Source organism: Streptomyces sp. NBC_01261 (genome assembly GCF_036226385.1).
Taxonomy (GTDB): Bacteria; Actinomycetota; Actinomycetes; order Streptomycetales; family Streptomycetaceae; genus Streptomyces.
This window is the reverse complement of record NZ_CP108463.1, coordinates 301,651-319,755: the sequence shown is the minus strand read 5'-3', so window position 1 is coordinate 319,755 and position 18,105 is coordinate 301,651. Positions and strand designations below refer to the sequence as shown.

Annotated in this window: 17 protein-coding genes and 2 pseudogenes; 11 read left to right on the top strand and 8 right to left on the bottom strand. The window is 67.9% G+C overall.

The genetic code is table 11. The features are described from left to right. Window positions 1–76: 76 nt before the first annotated feature. The 5 genes from OG226_RS01325 to OG226_RS01305 all read right to left on the bottom strand — a co-directional run bounded on the left by OG226_RS01325 (window position 77) and on the right by OG226_RS01305 (window position 7,669). Window positions 77–3,262 carry a glycoside hydrolase family 38 C-terminal domain-containing protein gene (locus OG226_RS01325; protein ID WP_329347399.1) on the bottom strand — a complete coding sequence of 1,062 codons (3,186 nt, stop codon included), beginning with the start codon at window positions 3,260–3,262 and terminating at the stop codon, window positions 77–79. An 86-nt stretch (window positions 3,263–3,348) separates the two neighbouring features. Beyond that, complete coding sequence (locus tag OG226_RS01320; RefSeq protein ID WP_329347397.1) at window positions 3,349–4,512, bottom strand: glycoside hydrolase family 76 protein; 1,164 nt, start codon at window positions 4,510–4,512, stop codon at window positions 3,349–3,351. A gap of 66 nt (window positions 4,513–4,578) precedes the next feature. Next, on the bottom strand, window positions 4,579–5,394 hold the full coding sequence (locus tag OG226_RS01315) for a carbohydrate ABC transporter permease (protein ID WP_329347396.1): 816 nt from the start codon (window positions 5,392–5,394) through the stop codon (window positions 4,579–4,581). A 2-nt stretch (window positions 5,395–5,396) separates the two neighbouring features. Beyond that, window positions 5,397–6,359 (bottom strand): carbohydrate ABC transporter permease, encoded by a 963-nt coding sequence (locus tag OG226_RS01310; protein WP_443066845.1) that lies wholly within the window; start codon window positions 6,357–6,359, stop codon window positions 5,397–5,399. After that, window positions 6,356–7,669 (bottom strand): ABC transporter substrate-binding protein, encoded by a 1,314-nt coding sequence (locus OG226_RS01305; protein ID WP_329347394.1) that lies wholly within the window; start codon window positions 7,667–7,669, stop codon window positions 6,356–6,358. The genes OG226_RS01310 and OG226_RS01305 overlap by 4 nt, the downstream gene beginning before the upstream one ends. A gap of 294 nt (window positions 7,670–7,963) precedes the next feature. Here OG226_RS01305 and OG226_RS01300 point away from each other — a divergent pair, with 294 nt between their 5' ends. The 4 genes from OG226_RS01300 to OG226_RS01285 all read left to right on the top strand — a co-directional run bounded on the left by OG226_RS01300 (window position 7,964) and on the right by OG226_RS01285 (window position 12,128). Further along, window positions 7,964–9,685, top strand: coding sequence for a class I mannose-6-phosphate isomerase (locus OG226_RS01300; RefSeq protein WP_329347392.1), 1,722 nt, complete (start codon window positions 7,964–7,966; stop codon window positions 9,683–9,685). Continuing rightward, window positions 9,682–10,617, top strand: a complete 936-nt coding sequence (locus tag OG226_RS01295; protein ID WP_329347391.1) for an ROK family protein — start codon at window positions 9,682–9,684, stop codon at window positions 10,615–10,617. Before OG226_RS01300 ends, OG226_RS01295 begins: the two co-directional genes overlap by 4 nt. 53 nt (window positions 10,618–10,670) lie before the next feature. Next, window positions 10,671–11,681: a LacI family DNA-binding transcriptional regulator gene (locus tag OG226_RS01290; RefSeq protein ID WP_329347390.1), complete on the top strand. Its 1,011-nt coding sequence runs from the start codon at window positions 10,671–10,673 to the stop codon at window positions 11,679–11,681. 255 nt (window positions 11,682–11,936) lie between these two features. After that, entirely contained in the window at window positions 11,937–12,128 is a 192-nt protein-coding gene (locus OG226_RS01285) for a hypothetical protein (protein ID WP_329347389.1), read from the top strand. 270 nt (window positions 12,129–12,398) lie between these two features. Here the strand turns inward: OG226_RS01285 and OG226_RS01280 are convergent, their stop codons facing one another. Then, window positions 12,399–13,229 carry a hypothetical protein gene (locus tag OG226_RS01280; protein WP_329347388.1) on the bottom strand — a complete coding sequence of 277 codons (831 nt, stop codon included), beginning with the start codon at window positions 13,227–13,229 and terminating at the stop codon, window positions 12,399–12,401. 224 nt (window positions 13,230–13,453) lie between these two features. Between OG226_RS01280 and OG226_RS01275 the strand changes: the two genes are divergently transcribed. From OG226_RS01275 to OG226_RS01260, 4 genes and pseudogenes are all read left to right on the top strand, one after another. Continuing rightward, the gene (locus tag OG226_RS01275) at window positions 13,454–13,891 is read left to right on the top strand and encodes a hypothetical protein (RefSeq protein ID WP_329347387.1); all 438 of its coding nucleotides are present in this window, start codon (window positions 13,454–13,456) and stop codon (window positions 13,889–13,891) included. A gap of 113 nt (window positions 13,892–14,004) precedes the next feature. Continuing rightward, window positions 14,005–14,214 (top strand): annotated as a pseudogene (locus OG226_RS01270) (IS701 family transposase); the annotation flags it as partial. A 362-nt stretch (window positions 14,215–14,576) separates the two neighbouring features. Further along, entirely contained in the window at window positions 14,577–14,774 is a 198-nt protein-coding gene (locus tag OG226_RS01265; RefSeq protein WP_329347385.1) for a hypothetical protein, read from the top strand. 84 nt (window positions 14,775–14,858) lie between these two features. Then, complete coding sequence (locus OG226_RS01260) at window positions 14,859–15,440, top strand: hypothetical protein (protein ID WP_329347383.1); 582 nt, start codon at window positions 14,859–14,861, stop codon at window positions 15,438–15,440. Window position 15,441: 1 nt separating this feature from the next. Here OG226_RS01260 and OG226_RS01255 read toward each other — a convergent pair whose 3' ends face one another. Next, the gene (locus OG226_RS01255) at window positions 15,442–16,293 is read right to left on the bottom strand and encodes a helix-turn-helix domain-containing protein (protein ID WP_329347381.1); all 852 of its coding nucleotides are present in this window, start codon (window positions 16,291–16,293) and stop codon (window positions 15,442–15,444) included. Window positions 16,294–16,307: 14 nt separating this feature from the next. Beyond that, window positions 16,308–17,063 (bottom strand): annotated as a pseudogene (locus OG226_RS01250) (DUF6879 family protein). Window positions 17,064–17,236: 173 nt separating this feature from the next. Here OG226_RS01250 and OG226_RS01245 point away from each other — a divergent pair. Genes OG226_RS01245 through OG226_RS01235 form a run of 3 tightly spaced genes read left to right on the top strand, consistent with a single transcriptional unit; the run spans window position 17,237 to window position 17,858 of the window. Continuing rightward, window positions 17,237–17,440, top strand: a complete 204-nt coding sequence (locus OG226_RS01245) for a hypothetical protein (protein ID WP_329347380.1) — start codon at window positions 17,237–17,239, stop codon at window positions 17,438–17,440. Continuing rightward, entirely contained in the window at window positions 17,440–17,673 is a 234-nt protein-coding gene (locus OG226_RS01240) for a hypothetical protein (RefSeq protein ID WP_329347378.1), read from the top strand. The genes OG226_RS01245 and OG226_RS01240 overlap by 1 nt, the downstream gene beginning before the upstream one ends. Next, window positions 17,673–17,858: a hypothetical protein gene (locus tag OG226_RS01235; protein ID WP_329347376.1), complete on the top strand. Its 186-nt coding sequence runs from the start codon at window positions 17,673–17,675 to the stop codon at window positions 17,856–17,858. Before OG226_RS01240 ends, OG226_RS01235 begins: the two co-directional genes overlap by 1 nt. Window positions 17,859–18,105: the final 247 nt, after the last annotated feature.

Here is an 18,105-nt window from a genome sequence, read left to right as displayed (position 1 = left end):
GTCCCACACCCCTACCTCCGCGCTGCCGAGGAGACCTCGATCGTCTCGACGGGGCGGACGGTGAGCAGGAACGCGATCACGTATCCGTCGACGGAGCCAGCCGGAAGATGACGGCAGCCGTTCCGAGTGCGGGCACGTCGATCGAGACGGTGCCCGCGGGTTCCGGATCGAGTTCCTGCGGCGCGAGCCCGAGGTAGGTGGTCCCGCGTGCCTGAGTGAAGGGGAACGGGATGTTCAAGCGGCAGGTCACTCCGGTCTCGGCGTAGGACTGCAAGCGGACCATGACGGCGTCCTCGTGCGGGACGGTGAGGCCCACGAGGCGTACCCGTGGGTCCTCCACGGTCAGGAACCGCACCTGGGGCGGGAGTTCGCGCCGGGACTCGGCCCGGGCGCGGACCGCCACGAGCGGGTGACCGGTCACTGCCGCGGTGCGCATGGCCAGTTCCTCTCCTGGACCTGCGGACTCCGGTGCGGCGGAGGCAGCGGGACCCGCCGCGGCGGCGAAGGCGACGCTGTAGCGGAAGACGTGGTCGAAGGCCTGCTGGGCCGGGAAGTTCGTGTCCCAGATGTTGTTGTGCACCCAGGAGAAGACGGTGGCCGGTTCCGTCCGCGGCAGTGACGGGGGGTAGGGGGCGTAGGGGATGGCGATCCCGCCGTGCTGGACGAGGGGCGCGTCCGTCGTGGTCAGCGTGGCGTGATGCCGGCCGTCACTCAGGCTGATCCAGCGCCGGACGGCTCGCATGTGCGTGGCGGAGCCAGGCACGGTCGCACGCCCCGTACCCGTGACGCCCCCGGTCGCCTCCATACGTACGGCAGGGTCGTCCAAGGCGAAGGGGAAGGCGAAGAACGCGCTCTCCTTGGTCAGCGTCGCGGTCTTGTCGATGCGGTTCTCCACGTCGATGCGTGCCGCGTCATGGGGGAGATGCACCCGTACGCGGAGCCTGCGGGCGCCGGCCGGTGCGCACTCGTAGACCAGCGTGTGGCCGGTGGCGTCCGTCGTGCGGTCCACGAGCGCCGCCGGCGGTGCCGTGGTGCGGGAGGCGAGCAGATGCATCGAGTCGTCGGCGACGGTCTTGCTGGACTGGTGGTTGAACGCGCCGGCCGTCGCGTACTCGTCGTACACATAGCCGTTGAAGCCGATGACGGCGTCCTGGCGGACCAGTTCGCGGCCGGTGTGTCTGTCGACGATGGACCCGATGCAGGCTTCGCGCAGGTTGATCGTGACGCGCAGGTGTTCGTTCTCCAGGACGGTCGGATCCGCGGGCAGAGTCTCCTCGGTCTCCTCGGTCTCCTCGTCCTCCGCGTCGGCGGTGGCGGGGAGGATGTCCAGGCGTACGGTTCCGCAGCCCGGCACGTCCGTCACGGGCACGTGCAGGAATCGGCCGGCTGCCCGGTGCCGGTCGTTGCGCTGTTCCTCCTCCACGAACGGCAGGGGCGTTCCCGTCCTGGCGTCGAGGACCTGGACGGCATCGTCGAGCGCCACCGTGCTCTCGGGCAGGAAGATCCGTGCGGTCTCCGTGCGGGACCAGCTACAGGTGTTGACGGCGTAGTACGAGGCCAGCGCGTCCGAGTGGGACGCGAGGGCCTCACCGAGCAGAGCGGCCGCGGAGTCCAGGAGAGTCTCCGCGTCGTCGTGGGCGCGCAGCGCCTGGGAGTACTTCCAGTGCCACTGGGTCTCGCCGGAGCCGTGGCCGTGGTCGCCGTGTGTCCAGGGGTCACCCGCACCCCACGTGTGCTCGTTGAACAGCGAGGCCGCCCGGTAGACGGCAGGAGCCGCCTCGGTGACGGCCCGGCCGCCGGGTACGCCCATGAGCTGGGCGTACCCGGCCACGGTCTGCGCCTCGGCGACGGCGGCCTGACCGCGTCGCGTGGCCGCGAGCGGGACGGCTCCGGCGCCGACCCCGTCGACCCACCAGTCGCTCCAGTCGCCCCGGTGGGTCTCCAGCCGGTCGCCTACGCGCTTCTCGGCGTCCTCGAAGAAGTCCTGGTTCCGGGAGGCGCGCAGTCGGGGGAAGGCCCACTGCTCGTTCCAGCGGTGCACCGTGTCGGAGATGATCCGGCGGGGCGGGCCGTTGTCGGCGAACTTGCCTAGCACTCGGAGGTGCAGCACGTCCCAGGGGTAGGGGTCGGCGGTGGCGGTGCGGTCGAGGGCGGGGAAGCCGGGGATCCCTCGGCCTTCGTGGGGGTAGGGGAAGCGGGCCAGGGCGCCGAGGTAGGCCGGCAGGAGGTCGTCGACGCGGGCGTAGGACTCGTCGAAGCCGAGGATCGAGCCCTCCATGTACGCCAGGCCGTGCGGTGTGTCCGTGCGCCAGACCAGGACGCTGTTGCCGCTCGGGGCCTGCCACCGGAACAGCCGGGGCAGGTGTTCTCCGCCGACATGGTGCGGTACGGCGCGTCCGGCCCAGTTGTGCGCCACGGAGAGGTAGCGGATGCCGTGGTCCGCAAGGACGTCGGGCAGGCCCACGACCTGGCCGGGCACGTCGGTCTGCATCGCCGTGGCGATGTCGATGCCGTGACGGCGGCGTAGGTCCGTCGCGGGGCGCAGGAGTTCGTGCAGCTCGTCGGTGGAGCACGTTTCGGTGTGGAGGTTGAACGGCATCGCCGTGAGTTCGATGCGGCCCTCGCGTACCCGGTCCAGGAAGCGTTCGACCTGCCGGTGGGGCCGGTTGGCCTGCCAGTCCTCGAAGGAGTGGAAGCCCTCCACGGCCCACCTGAAGCGGGCGGCCTCGGGCCGGCCGTCGGTGTCGTCGCACAGTTCGAGGAGCGAGTCGAGGTAGGCGCGGTGCTCGGCCATGACCCGCCCCTGGGGGTCGGTGTAACCGATGTCGAGGTGGGAGTGCTGCACCAGATGGAGCGTCCAGTGACGCTGCGGGCCTGCCTCGAAGGGGAGCAGGGTGCCCTCTTCGAGGTCGGGCAGCTCGATCAGGAGCGCGGTGGGCGCGTCGACCTTCGGTACCAGGATGCGGGTGTCGGCACCGGGGCCGTGCAGGATCTCGTGGTGCACGGGCGTGCCCCCGCTCGTGGTGACGCGAACCCGGGTGACGCGTGGCGGCCCGTCGTTCGAGCGGGCGCCGGGGCGGATGCGCAGCCGGATGGACTGGAGCAGCCCGCCCTTGCCGTCATGACGCAGCAGTGGTTCGCCCGACAACTGCACCTGCATGTCGCCGATGCCGGTGCTGGTGGTGACCACACGGTCGCGCAGGATGTCGCGCGCGATGTCGGAGTCCCACCAGGAGGGCCGGGTCAGTGCTGGCTTGGACATGGTGCGTGGTGTCCTTCGGGTCGAGGGCGGGTGATGCGCTGTCGGGCGCGATGTCACGAGCGGGGGCGGGTCGGGTGCCGGGGGGCTCAGCGGTCGTGGCCGACCAGGGTGGCGAATATCTGGACCATGGCGGACTGTTCGAGGGTCTCGGCCGGCACGGCGGGGTCGTAGTCGCCGCCGCCCGAGGGCTGGAAGTGGAACAGGCCGGTGGCGGTGTCCCGGTTGTCGGCGTAGGTGTTGTCCGCGTAGGTACTGATCGCCTTGCGGTAGGCGGGGTCGGGCCGGACGGCGTCCAGGGCGAGAAGGTCCTTGAAGTAGAAGGCGTTGAAGATCGCCGGCTGGTTGTGCAGGCGGTCGTCCTGGGTCCAGTACGCCAGGGAGGCGTGGGCGTCCTCGACGGCGTTGTGCAGGTAGTCGGTGTTGCCGGTGCCACGGTAGAGGGCGGTGGCCGCCCCGATCATGGAACCGGAGTTGTAGGTCCACAGGGTCGGGTCCGTGCTGCCGTCGTCCCCGCGGTCGTTGACGTACAGGCCCGGGGCCTGGCGCATGCACGAGTGGACCCACCCGTACCACTGCTTCGCCTTGTCGAGGTAGGCGCGCTTGTGCGTGTGCTCGTAGAGCCTGGCGGCGAGCTGTGCGGACAGAGAGGTGACGTTGGTGGCGCGGATGGTGTTGGCCGGCGCGTCGAACCAGTCCATTCCGCCGGGGCAGGCCTTCGTGGTGTCGGTGTCCCAGGCCCGGGTGACGACTGGCACGACCTGCTCGGCGCGGGCCAGGTAGGTGCGGTCGCCGGTGCTCTCGTACTGGTCCAGTTCGCTCAGGGCGATGACAGCGTTGTCGTCGTAGTACACGTCACCGCCCGGTCCCAGCGGAGCGGGCAGGTAGGAGTGGTAGCCGGGTCGCTCGCCGGGGGCGAAGTACAGCTCGATGGTGTCGAAGCGCTCGGCCGCCTCCGTGCGGTGCGCGGAGCCGGTGCGCGGGAGTCGCCGCATGTCGACCGTGGCTGCCGCGGCCTCCCGCATCGGCCACAGATAGGAGTGATCGGGGTCCGACGCCTGGCGGGGGGTGCGTTCCAGGTAGAGGCCGTGCTGGTCCTCGCCTTGGTAGAGGTGGGCCTGGAGGGCGTCGTACGCCTCGGTGGCGCGGTCGGCCCAGGCGGCAGGGGACACGGGGTGGGAGCGCGAGGATCCGGTGGGCTGGGCGTGTGCGGGGACGGCGGTCCAGAGCAGGCCTGCGCAGGCGGCGGTCACGGTTGCACGGCGAAGCAGCGATCTCAGCATGGTTGCCCTTCGTGGCGAGCGGGGAACGTGCACGGGTCAGCGGTGGATCTTGAGGCTGCTGATGAAGAAGCGCTGGGCGGAGAAGAACAGCACGAGGGTCGGCAGGGAGACCAGCAGGGCGCCGGCGAGAACGACCGGGGGCCCGACGTTGGAGTAGTTGCCCTGCAGATCGGCGAGGGCGGCCATGATGGGCCTGATGTTGCGGCTCGTGGTGAGTGTGATGCCGAACATCAGGTCGTTCCAGACGGCCACGAACTGGAAGACGAAGACGGCGATCATGGCGGATCGGGACAGCGGGACATGGATCTGCCAGAACAGCCGCCACCAGGAGGCACCGTCGACTCTCGCGGCCTCTATGACCTCTCGCGGCAGGGTGAGGGCGTAGTTGCGCATGACGAAGAACGCGAAGGGGACCGCGATCGCTGTGTAGATCAGCACGAGCCCGATCTGGGTGTCGTACAGCGACGACTTGGCGTAGGACAGGAACAGCGGCCGGATGAAGACCTGAAGCGGCAGCAGCGTGCCGGAGTAGATCAGCCAGAACCACAGCGCCTGCCGTTTCACGGGCATGACGATGGTCGCGAACGCGGCGCACGAAGCCAGCACGACGGCGGCCAGTGCGCTGACGACGGCGTACAGGAGGCTGTTGCCCAGCGCGGGACCGAGCTGGGCCTTGTCCCAGGCCTGGGACATGTTGTCGAACAGCCCGAAGCTGCTGGGCAGCCAGTGCGGGCCGCCGGTGTACTCATCCGCCGGCACCAGTGCGTTGACCACCAGGAGCCACGTCGGGACCAGCCACAGTGCGGCGAGCACCACGACGGTGCCGTTGCGCAGAACTCGGCCTAGAGACATGGTCATTCGCCTTTCACGTCCAGCTGCCGGCGCAGGTAGAGCCAGGAAGCCGCCAGCACGATCACGGTGAGGACGACTGCGATCGCCGCCCCCGCGCCGGGCCGCATGTCCAGGAAGGTCTCGTTGTACATGGACACCGCGAGGGTCTCCGTGGCTCGTCCGGGGCCTCCCTGGGTGAGCACCCAGATCAGGTCGAACGACTTGAGACCGTTGACGAGACTCATGCCGATCACGATGATCGACACGGGCCTGAGCTGCGGTAGGACGATGTAACGGAACTGCTGCCAGCTCCCCGCGCCGTCCAGCGCTCCGGCCTCGACGGTCTCCGGCGGGATGGACTGCAGGCCGACGAGGAAGAGGATGACGGCCACGCCCGTGGCCTGCCACGCGTTGGCCAGGATCATCACGACGGTGTTGCCGGGCCAGGTCAGCAGCCAGCCGTGCGCCAGGGAACCCAGATGCAACGTTGTCAGAACCTGGTTGACGGCGCCGTCGGTGGTGAGCATGAAATTCCACACCACCGCCACCGCGGAGCCCGACAGCGCGTAGGGGAGCACGACGCACAGCCGTGCCAGGCGTGACCAGCGGGTGGCGTTGGTCAGGCACGCGATGGCGAGCCCGAGCACGAAGGGCAGGAGGACCGTGCCCACCACCCACATCAGGGTGTTCTGGATCGAGCGGGCCAGAGCCGGATCGGAGGCGAACAGCGAGTAGTTGTCGAACCAGCTGAACGGCGAGGTCCTGGAGTCACTGAAGAAGCTGCGGTAGATCGTCCACACGAAGGGGGCGAGCAGAAAGGCGGCGACCAGCAGCACCGCGGGTGCCATGAACGCACCTGCCGTCAGGCGCTCGCGCCGTTTGCGCCAGGTGTGCGGCGTTGGAAGGAGGCGGTCGTCATCCGCGGGTGTCGCCGGAGGTCGTTCACCGGCGATGTGCGTTCGTTGCTGGGTCGAGAAGGTGCTCATGCCTCGTCACGCCTCCAAGCCGCCCATTCGTCCTGCGCACGTTCCTGCATCCGGCGCAGCGTGGTGGTCGGCGACGTCTGCCCGGCCATGAAGCCGCCCAGGTCGTCGGTGTTGCCCTGAATGAGACTGGGTGGGCTGGCTTCCCAGTACCTGATCAGTGGGAGGCGGTGCTCCCGGATGATGTCCTGCTGCAGTTGGGCCACGACCGGATTGGCCGAGCGGACCGTGGGGTTGGCGGAGCTGTCCTGAAGGAAGTCGCTCCACACCCGCTGCACCGGCGGGGCGAGCCAGGCGCCGACGTTGGACATGGCCGCCGTGTGCGAGGAGGCACGGGCGGGGACGGTGAAGACACCTGACTCGGTGATCACGCTCTTCGGCGTGGCGCTTCGCACGGAGGGGAGGATGAAAGCGCCGTAGTCCACGCCCGGTTTCATGCCGGCGGCGCTCATCCCCTGCGCCTGCCAGGTGCCGTGCAGGAACATGCCCACGGTGCCCGCTTTGATCGCGCCGGGCCCGCGGGCCTGGTCGAAGTCGGGCGACGTCATCCAGCCCTTGCGCATGAAGTCGTGCCAGAGGCCCATCGCCTGGCGTGCCGGGGCGTCGAGATAGGAGGCCTGGCCGGCCACCAGCTTCTGGTAGAAGCGCGGATCGACCTTCGTGACGAACTCCTGGAACCACTCGATCGCGGGCCATCCGCCGACCTGGCTGGCCAGGAACGGCGTGATCCTGTTCCGCTTGAGTACCTCCGCGCAGTGCAGCAGCTCGGCCCAGCTTCCCGGCACCGACAGCCCCAGTTTCCGGAACACCGGCCTGCTGTAGAAGAGCACGTAGTACGACTCGTACAGGGGAACGCCGTAGACCTTGCCGTGGTAGGACACCGTCTCGCGCGTCGCACCACGTACCCACCCTTTTGCCGCGTACGTGTCCCATACGTGCGAGAGGTCGGTGAGCCCACCGGCGCGTGCCAGGCGCTTGAGCTGGTAGCCGGACGCCCACTTGACGAGATCAGTGGCCTTGGAGGTCTGCATGGTCATCTGGACGACCTGCTGGTACGAGGTCACCGAGGGGTTCGACAGGGGCCGTAGCGCATAGCCGGTGATCTTCTTGAGCGCGTGTCCGGCCGAGCGGTAGCCCTCGTCCCAGGTCGCGTTGTCGTTGGAGATGCTCGTGGTCCCCGGTTCGGGGGACGTGCTGCTGCCGCGAGCGCAACCCTCCACCGCCAGGGTGGCCGCGCCCGCGGTCACCCCGGTGAGGAAGCGGCGCCGGGCGAGCGGAGTGGCCGCACGGCAGGGCGTGCCCGATGTTGTCATTGATCACCTTCACCGAACGGGCCACCTGCATGGCCGGATGTGAACCAGTGAGCGCACGCAGGGCGAGGAAACGGCCGCATCGCCGGACACGTGTTGCCGGGAAGTTAACGACAACATCTTGCCAACATCAAGGCCTCGTCCGGATCTGAACTTGAATCCGAACTGACATCCTGGCGTAGCTGCAGGTCAGATATGGTAAATGGAGTTGAGATTCGTCAAGTGTGAGGTGGTGGACGACTTCAGTCAGTGATTGTTATCGTTAACTCAGTCATTGAAGCCCAGCGAGGAGAAGATGTGCCGTCCACGTCTCGTTCGTACGATCCCCGCCCGAGCTACGAGCCCGTGGACGGGCAGGTGGAAGCGGGCTGGCCGGTCGCGGTCGCCGCGTTGCCGGCCGGCCCGCTCGTGCTGTCGGTCGACGGTCCCGCCGCCCTGGACTGGGACGCGCTGACCGAGGGCCTGTCGGCGGCCCTCCGTTCGACGGGGCGCGAGGTGGAGCTGGTGGACGTGCGCCGCCACTACGCACCGGCGGCCGCCGAGCGGATCACCGCCCGGCCCGTGCCTGCCGACGACCCCTTCTTCACTGCTTTGTCCGAGGCGCGGGTCGCCGACCTCTTCGACTCCGTTCCCCGGCCCGAAAGGCCCGCGGGCGACGGCGTGGTGGTGGTGTTCGGTCCGGGCGCGGGACTGTGCGGCCCGGATCTGCTGTGGTTCGCGGACCTGCCGAAACGGTACGCCGAGGCCGCCGTGGCACAGGGGGACCTGCCGGTGGGCGCCAATCTGGCCCGCGCAGGCGAACCCGGCGACCTGGTGCGGTTGTTCTACACCGACTGGCCCGTCCTGGACCGGCACCGCGACGCGCACGCGACACGAATCGACCGGTGGATCGACGTACAGGACCCGGGACTTCCGGCCTCACTGGACGGCTTGGCCCTGCGCGCGACCCTGGAACAGCTGGTCCGTGGCCCGGTGCGCACCCGTCCGTACTTCAACTCCACGCCCTGGGGCGGCCAATGGGCGGCGAGCGAGCTCGGCTTCGCCCCGCAGGCAGGCAACACCGCCCTCGGCTACGAACTCATCGCCCCCGAGGCAGGAGTCCTCATCGGCGACAAGAGCGGTCCGCAGGTCGAGGTCCCCTTCCAACTCCTGTGCGTCCTCCACCCGGAGGCCATGCTCGGCGAGGACGTCCACCGCACCTTCGGCACCTCCTTCCCGATCCGGTTCGACTACCTCGACACGATCGGCGGCGGCAACCTCTCCCTGCACTGCCACCCGCGGGAGCAGTACATGCGAGAGGTCTTCGGCTGGCCCTACACCCAGCACGAGACGTACTACGTCACCGCCGGCGAGCCCGGCGCCCAGGTGCTGCTCGGCCTCACCGAGCACGCGGACCTCGACGTCATGCGCCGCCAGGTCGAGGATGCCATCGCCGAGGGCATCCCCATGCCGGTCGGGGACCACGTCCAGAGCCACCCCGCCACCGTCGGCCAGCTGTTCATGATCCCCGCGGGCACCCCGCACGCCTCCGGGGCGGGCAACCTGGTGCTGGAGGTGAGCGCGACGCCGTACCTCTACTCCCTGCGCTTCTACGACTGGCTCCGCAAGGACGCCGCCGGCGCGTCCAGGCCGCTGCCCTACGCACACGGCTTCGCCAACCTGGACACCTCCCGGCGCGGAGAGGACGTGACGAAGGACCTGATCCAGCAGCCGCGCACCCTGCGTGCCGGTGAGGGCTGGCGCGAGGAGGTCATCGGCGCACTGCCGGAGATGTTCTACGCGGTGCACCGCCTGGTCATGGCCCCGGAAGCCGGCATGGACGACGACACCGCCGGCCGCTTCCACATCCTCAACATCGCCGCCGGCCAGGGCGCCGTCCTCGAAACCCGCGACGCGGGCGAGCACTTCCTGGCCTTCGCGGAGACCATCACCGTGCCCGCCGCGGCAGGCCCCTACCGCATCCGCCCGGTGGGCGACGACGAAGTACACGTGGTCAAGGCCCTGGTGGTCGAGCCGTGACCGGCGCCGCGCGCCCGGCCGGTACGCCCGTCCCCGTGCTCGACATCGGCGGAACGCACGTCACCGCCGCCCTGGTCGACCCCGTCACCGACAGCCCCCTGCCGTCCTCGGTGCTGCGCAGGCCCCTGGGCTCCGACGCCACCGCCGACAACGTCCTGGACACCATCGCCCGGACCGCCCTGGAACTGCCCGCCGAGCACGGACCGTGCTGGGGCGTGGCCATACCCGGTCCCTTCGACTACGACACCGGGATAGGCCGCTTCACCGGGATCGGAAAGTTCGAGGCCCTCTCCGGCGTCGACGTCGGGGCCGGCCTGCGCAGGCGGCTGGCCGACCGGGCCGAACACCTGCGCTTCCTCAACGACGCCGACGCCTTCGCCATCGGCGAGTACCACGCGGGCGCCGCCGCGGGGTACGAACGCGTGGTGTGCCTGACACTGGGTACCGGTGTGGGCTCCTCGTTCCTGCGTGACGGCCTTCCTGTGCACGACGGCACGGACATTCCCCCCGGCGGTCACGTGCACCGGTTGACCGTGCACGGCCGGCCACTGGAGGACCTCGTCTCACGCCGCGCCATCCGCGACCGCTACGGCCGCCTCGCATCCGTGGCGGAAGACCGGGAGCTCCCCGACGTCCACGAGATCGCCGCGCTGGTCAAGGCGGGCAACCCGGCCGCCACAGAGGCTTTCCGCTACGCTTTCGGAACCCTCGGTCAGGCCCTGGCCCCATGGATCGACCGCTTCGAGGCCACCGCGGTGGTGATCGGTGGTTCCATGGCCCAGTCGTGGGACTTGATCCACCCCGCGTTCTCCGTAAGGCTGGTTCCGGCAGGCGGGGCCACCGTGCACGTGCTGCCCGCCAGGCAGCCGGCCGAGGCACCGCTGATCGGGGCCGCCCGCTGGGCACGGGACACGCGGAGCGCGGCGCTTTGAGGATTGACCGGGTCCGGGACGCCGGCACAGGAGACGCAGGAAGGGACAGGGGCATGACCGCTCGCCGAGGCGGCGGCCCGACCATGCACGACGTCGGAAAACTCGCGCAGGTCAGCGCCATGACGGTCTCGCGGGTGCTCAAGGACGATCCCGGGGTCTCCGAAGCCACCCGCGAGCGTGTCTTCGCCGCGGTCGACCGCCTGGGCTACCGGCGCAACGAGACCGCGCGCAGCCTGCGGCTCGGCGGCAGCGGGATGATCGGTCTCGTCGTCACCAACCTTGCCAACCCGTTCTATTCACGTCTGGCGCTCGGAGTCCAGGAGGTCCTCACCGAGCACGGTTTCCGGATGCTGCTCAGCAACACGGGTGAGCGGGCGGATCGTGAGCCGGGGCTGGTCGACGGTCTCATCGACCAACGGGTCGAGGGGCTGATCGTCGTCCCTGCCGGCAGTCGGCAGCAGCACCTCGCCGCGGCCATGCGTCACGTCCCCGTCGTCCTCGCCGCCAGGCCGCCGGCGGGCCTCGACACCGACTGTGTGCTGGTGGAGGACTTCCACGGCGCCCGTGAGGCCACGGCGTGCCTGTTGGCGGAGGGCCACACCCGCATCGCCTTCCTCGGCAATCCACCGGCGTTGTACACGGGGGCGGAACGGCTGCGTGGCTTCTGGGCGGCGCACGAAGAATCCGGCGTGGAGCCCGACAACTCCTTGATACGGCAGGGTCTTGACGACGCCGCAGCGGCCGAGCGGGCGGCGCTCGAACTCCTCGATCTCGCCCATGGTCCCACCGCGCTGTTCTGCACGAACAACCGCATCAGCCAGGGAGCGATCCGAGCCCTGTACAAGGCCGGCACCACTCTCCCCGTGGCGGGCTTCGACGACTTCGACTTCTCCGACATCCTCGGCCTCCCCCTGACCCTCGTCTCCTACGACGCCGACGAGATCGGCCGGCAGGCAGCACGGCTGCTCGTCGACCGCCTGAGCCGCAAGGACTCGGAGCCTCCCGCTTCCCGGCGGATCACGATCCCGACCCGGGTCATCCGGTACGGCCCGCAGCGGAGTTGACGCCGGCGGCGTCGACGGACCTGAAGTCCGAGTGCTGATCAGTTGCTTGGGCGACAGCCTCGGGAGGCGTCCGGCACCTGCCGTTTGGTACCCGCTCCGGCGCCGTCGGTCCCGTCGAGTCCCGCTCACGCACCTTTCGGTGCCCGTGCATGCCCGTCTGTCACAGATGCCGGCGTTCCGTCCGTGTGGGTTCAGGAGTCGGTTCGCCGACGACAGGCGACAGCCGACGATCAACCATGAACAGGAAGGCAGCCGATGCAGTTCCCCGTCAATGTCGAGGACCACCCCGTCGTCCGGCAGGCGGTTCAACGCCTCGACGGCCTCGGTGACCCGCGGTTCGGGCGGACACTGGTGCGCTGTCTGGACGACACTGTCCCTGTTGCCCCGCACCACCGCATTGTTGGTGTCGCCGACGATCTCACACCGAACCACCCGTTGATCTGGTAGGGGCGGGGCGCCTTGTAGTGCACCTCGCTGATCTGTGCGACGTTGACCCGCCGCTGGCCGGATGGCCCGGTCAGCGCCGAGTGCTCAATGACGAGCCATTGCCCGTCGACTTCGCCGGACCTCGCCCAGTCTTCACTTGAATTGATTGCGGCGGTTTGCTCGCGTTTTTCCCTCCCGAATGGGCGCAATGCCATTTCGCCGGAAGCAAGAAAAGCACGTCGCAGGCCGCAGACACAATCGCGAGGCCATCTCCTGGAGCGGCGATTCAAATCATTCTCTTGGCAACGCCCACAGCACGCCCATGATTACTACGGCAGGAACGATAAGAGCCCCCTCGCTCATGGCGTATATCTCCCACCGAGGGTAGTTCAGCTTGTCATAAGGGGTACCCACGAAGTAGCCACTGAACCCCGCGAGACCCGCGCTGGTCAACAAGTTCAGCCACGCACTGAAATTTACTCGCTTGTTGAGAATGTCGTACGGCCAGCCCAATATATTCGCTGCGGGTACCGGAGGAACCGGCTTGCGCCAAGAGACGACCGTACCCCCTAGCAGTGCCACGAAAGAGCCCCACACCATCCAGTCGGCCCACCCCGCCGCCTTGCGGTCAGTCCATGCGTTATGGAAGCCCACGGACGAAGTCGCTAGCATGAACATGGCAAAAATCGCGGAGACGAGGACGAGACCGCGCAGGAATCGCACTTCACCGTCAGAATTTCGGCCATACGCCAGAAATAGCCATGCCAGAGCAGCGATAACTACCACGGCGTTGGCTGCGAGAACGCCCCCGACGAACAGCTGCTCTACCAGAGCACGCCTGCAGACGAGTTCACCCGTGACTACTGAGTATAGATAGGAGGTGACAGCCAGACCGAAGAAGCTGGGCATCAGCAGGCGCAGACCCCGCGAGGCGTGGCCGTCTCCGCCCATCGGGTTCTGCTGCCCGATAACCATGACAACGCCGGAAAAGACGAAGCCCGCGAGGATGCCGCAGAAGGCGCTGAACGCCCCCGCCGACCCGATGGGATTCCAGTCCAGCGGCCCATTCGTGCACACATTCGGGTGGAACTTGGCGGATAAGATCACCTGCGGTAACGACATAGCCCGAGATAGTGTCAGCGGATCATGAAATCCGTCATGGGTTTAACAAAACTGAGGGCTACATGCCGCACCGGAACCCAATCAGAGAGTCGCAAGTGGCACCTGGGACCTTCTAGTACTTCAACTGTAGATCTTGATCTTGGCGCTGGGTGGAGGAGCTTGTCGGCCTGGTCGGCTGCATCTGACAGGTGCGCTGGCACCTGTCGAGCAGGCACTATGCACCGGTGAGCACCATTATCAAGTTCTTCGTGGCGCCGGACCACGCTGCTGCAGCCGCCGTCGTAGACGTCGGACCCGACGACTTCTTTGAGTCGCTGACGTTCGGGAACTTCGACGCCGAAGGGGCGCTGATCGAGTGGGAGAGCATCTTCACCGGTCAGACTTTCGAAGACCTCGTCGCCGCTGACGTTCCCAAAGTCGTCGCCGATCCTGGTGAAGGTGAAGGCCCGGTGGTCCTTGCGGCCTCCCGGGCTCTCCAGGACGCCCTGACCGTTGCTGATGAGCAACGGCTTGTCGAGGTCAGCCGAGTGTGGGTCGCGGAGCGGTCGGCGGACGGCGAGGTCTTCGACGAGGGTATTGCCTTGTGGATCTTGAGTGGTCTGGCTGACCTGCTCTGCGCCATCGGCCGGAAGCCGCAGAGCCTGTACTGCTGGTCGGCGTAGAAGGACGCGGCCACCATTGATCATCGTTGGTTGTGCGGACAAACGAAGATCAGCCGCCGACCGTGGGCCACAGCGTAGATCCTGCCCGGTGGCAACCGGTGTTCGAGGACCTGATGGCGCGGATCGCAGGGCGGTTCGCTCGGGTGGATCCGCAGCGCCGAGCACGGGCGTTCGTACTGTGCCTGCTTGCGGAGCTGCCGCGGGAGAACTGTTGGACGATCGCCGAACATGCCGGTGACGCCACTCCGGCCGGTATGCAGCACCTGCTCAGTCGAGCGTCTTGGGACGCCGACGAAGTCCGAGACGAAAGACGCGATTTCGTGGCCGGGCGGGGCGTGGGGCCGCACCCGCCAGCGCGGTTCCTCCGTAGGTACCTCCCCCTGGCGCACTTCGACCCATCAAACGCCCCTGGCTCCGCTAGAGTTGCCCATCGCAGGGGGCAGTGCAGTGCTCCTACCACACAGTGCCTAACGAGCCTGGGGCCGACGCCTCAGGTATGCGGACCGTTTGCGGCCGTCAGTCGACATGCACTGAAGCACAAATGGGAGAACGGCTACCGAGGGCTTTGGCCAGGCCAACCCCAATGAGCCCCCACGTCGGTGGGCCTCAGCAAGATCACACGTATGTGACGTGGTGATCGGCTGAGGTTCGTCCCCACCCGGTCACCGGAAAGGTAATCGGGTCGTTGAACCTCTCTCTCGGTGTCAAGGTGCTGATCGTCGTCATCTGCGCCCTGGTCTCCACCATCGTGGCCATGGTCGCTGGCTTCATCAGCCACTCCCCTGGTACTCCTGCGGGTCAGGCTGTCCTGTACGCCGGGGGCTCCTTCGCGGGTTGCCTCTTGCTGTGCCTGGCGGTGCTGAAGGCCCTCAAGGTGTTGTGAACGCGCTGAAGCCCCGGGGTGCCAACTGCGCACTCCGGGGCTTCGCCCCCAAGACACGCCACCCAAGGTTTATCGTCTGCCGCTATGCAGATCGCACCTGTGATAACCACCCTCATCGGGGCGGGTTTCGGCTCGCTCAGTACGACGATCGTGGCCGTAGTGGTTCAGCGCGTGACACGGCAGCGAGAACGGGAGCACAAACTCTGGGAGCGGCAAGTTGCCGTCATCGAAGAGTCCCTGAAGTACGAACGGCCTGTCGCGCAGGCACGGAGGGACGCGATGCGCAGTCCGGACAGCGACGTCATGGACTCCATGGCGAAGGCAGTGGACGGCGCCGACGTGGCGAAGATCCAAGCCAACCTTGAGCTATACGGATCACTGACTATGAAGGATGCCCACCAGGCGGCGTTCGAGACGTTCCGGGACTGGTTTGTGGAGTTCATCCAGTGGCAGCACTGGAACAAGCGCACCGGACCCGGACATGAAGAGCAGGAACGCGCGGAGGCCGTACGCGAAACGACCAAGCGATGGCCGAACGTTGAGAAGCTCTCGGCCAAGGCCGACGAGGCGTACGACGAGTTGGTGAAGGTTATGCGAGCTACGGCGATCTTTGAGCCGGTCGTCAGCCGCGTCACCCGAGGGGCGAACCAGGAACTCCCCCGGTAGGTCAACGGGGATTGAGGGCTCGCCTCGCCGAGTTGATGACGTTATGGGCGTCGGTGTCGTAGACCGCGGACTCACGGAGAGAGTTCCAGATGCGCAGGTAGAGGGCGATGGAGTCGGAGTCGTCGAGCCACATCTCGGCGTGCCAGGTCTCGGTGACCACCTGGCGGTCGTCGTAGATCCAGAAGCCCAGACCGGGCGGCGTCTTCAGCGACGCAGTGAGCGGGACGATGCCCAGCTCCACGGTGTCCATGCCGATGACGCCCGCGAGGCGGTCGAGCTGGGCGATGAGCACCGAGGGCGGGCAGACCAGCGAGCGCAGCACCGGTTCCCACAAGATGACGTGGTACTTCCGGCCCCCGCTGTACAGCAGCTCCTGCCGCTTCATCCGGGCGCGCACGGCGGCCTCGATGTCGAGCGGGGACTTGTGCCGTTCGGCGGAGCGGGTCAGTACGGCTCGCGCGTAGTCGGGGGTCTGGAGGACGCCGACGACCCACGACGACTCCCAGGCGCGCAGCACCTTCGAACCGGCCTGTGCCTCGTTGTGGGCGTCCTGGACGGGCTTGTGACCGCCGACCAGTTGCCTGCGCCAGGAGCGGATGTGCGACTCGAACCCCGCCAGCCTGGCCCGTAGTTCCTCGTACAGGGCGGGCTGGCCGCACGCCGCCGCCCACGCACGCAGGTCCTCCGGGGTAGCCGTCTGCCTGCCCAACTCCAGCTTCGAGACCTTGGAGTTGGACCAGCCGAGCCTGCGAGCCAGGGCCGTGCCGGTGAGCCGGCCGTCAGAAGCCGAGAGCCGAAGTTCCCGGAGCCGTATCCCGAGCGCCTCGCGGGCCTGCTGATAGTCCGTACTCACCGGCACACACCTGCTTACGCCTCCTTCACGGCCACCTGAGCCGCGAACTGCCTGTACGGGACGGCGTAGTGCTGGGCGACGTCCCGCAGTCGGTTGTACTGGTTCACGCGTGCGGGCTACGTGATCAGCTCGGCGCCCGTGAGGTTGTCATCATCGTCGAAGATGCAGACGGCGACGATGTGGGAGTCGAAGATCCAGAAGTCCTCGTCCGGGAGGTTGACGCGCTGGGCGTCCGACCGCCACATGTTGCGGATGTCCTCGCCCAGCGCCGCGTTCTTCTCCGCGTGGGCCAGCAGGTACAACTGCCCTGGGGTGGGCGGGTCGTCGACGATCCGGACCCGTCCGACGCTGGCGCCGTCCTCGGTCTTCGCGCGGATGCCCAGGCTCCACGGCGTGCTCAGGTCCCAGGTCGGCGCCTCGCCCCGCACGAACTGGGCGTAGGTGTCGGTGACCTCGTCGACCGCGTAGCGACCGCGCATCTCCAGGTGCCAGGCGCTGTGCTGGAAGTTGTCGAAGAGCCGGGCGAACTGTTCCGGCGTGAAGACGCGCGGCTCGGTCTCGCGCTCCTTCGGGCCGAAGTCGATCAGCGTGTTGCGCGGCATCACGATCGGGATCTCGTCCTCGTCGATGTGCTGGAGCTGGGCGAGGGCGGCAGGGTCGGTGAGGCGCGGCCCGTGCACGATGACCTCACCCGAGTCGAGGTCTTCGTGAATCGCGGGGCAGCTTCCTTCGCCACTGCCGGTGCCGTTGAAGCGCAGTCGTCGGGCCATGACCAGAGTCCTTCCGCCGGAGGCTGATCACCCCAGCATCACCAGGCTGCACGCCTCGGGCTACGGGGTTCTGCCACCTTCGTGAGAAAAAGCGAGCGAAGCAAGAGCGGGTACGAGAAAACTCAAGAAAACACCATGGTGCGCTGCAACTCCTCGTCCTTAGCGTCCCGTTCATGGCTACGAAGGAAGTGTGGGACGTCGACCCGTACGCAGCAGTGGAGTCCCTGAGAGCAGCGCTCACGGAGGTCGGGATCGTCTTCCCCTCCCTGAGGGTCGACGCAGCGTCATCCGACCTGAAGCTCGTCGAACTGGGGCGCATCCGTGCCGATGTGGCCGACCGCCTGGCAATCGCACTTCGGCGGGGAGGGCTTGAGTGATGGCGCAGGAACAGCAGCCGACGGGCGCCCTGGTCTACGACCCAGAGAGAGGCGAACTGGGCTACGTCATGGGGCACGAGGGCCCGTACGTACAGCTGCGGCCGGTGACTGGTGGACGCGAGTGGGACGCCGACCCCGCGCTCGTCCGCCTGGCCACGAACGACGAGCGCCTCCACGCCATGCAGGAGCGGAACCGCGCGCTGAACTCCGAGAGTAGCGGCGGCATCCTCTGATGAACGCGGACAGCGTGGACACCTCGACCATGTCCGCCGAGTGCGCGGTCGCCCACCAACCGGGCTACGCGGGCCTGCACGACGAGTGCCGGCAGACCGAGGACGTCCCCCTCCCGAACGGGGGCGGCATCCTCCTCGTCCCCCGCTGCACCTGCCCCCACCACCGCTACGCCCCCACCCGGTGACGCCCCCTCACATACGTCCAACCAGCGCCTGAGCCCCACCCCAACTCAACCGGGGTGGGGCTCAGTTGCATCGTGGCGAAGATCATGACCATGTGCGCTAATCTGGCCGTGGTGGGTTGTTGGCGCAACCCATCCAGTCCGCAGCCGTGTTCGAACATGGTGCGCGGGTGGCGTCAGTAGCGCTGGCTTGGCGATGGATCCGAACGTCGCCTAGACGCAGGACAGTTGCACTGATGAGCCTGGGGGC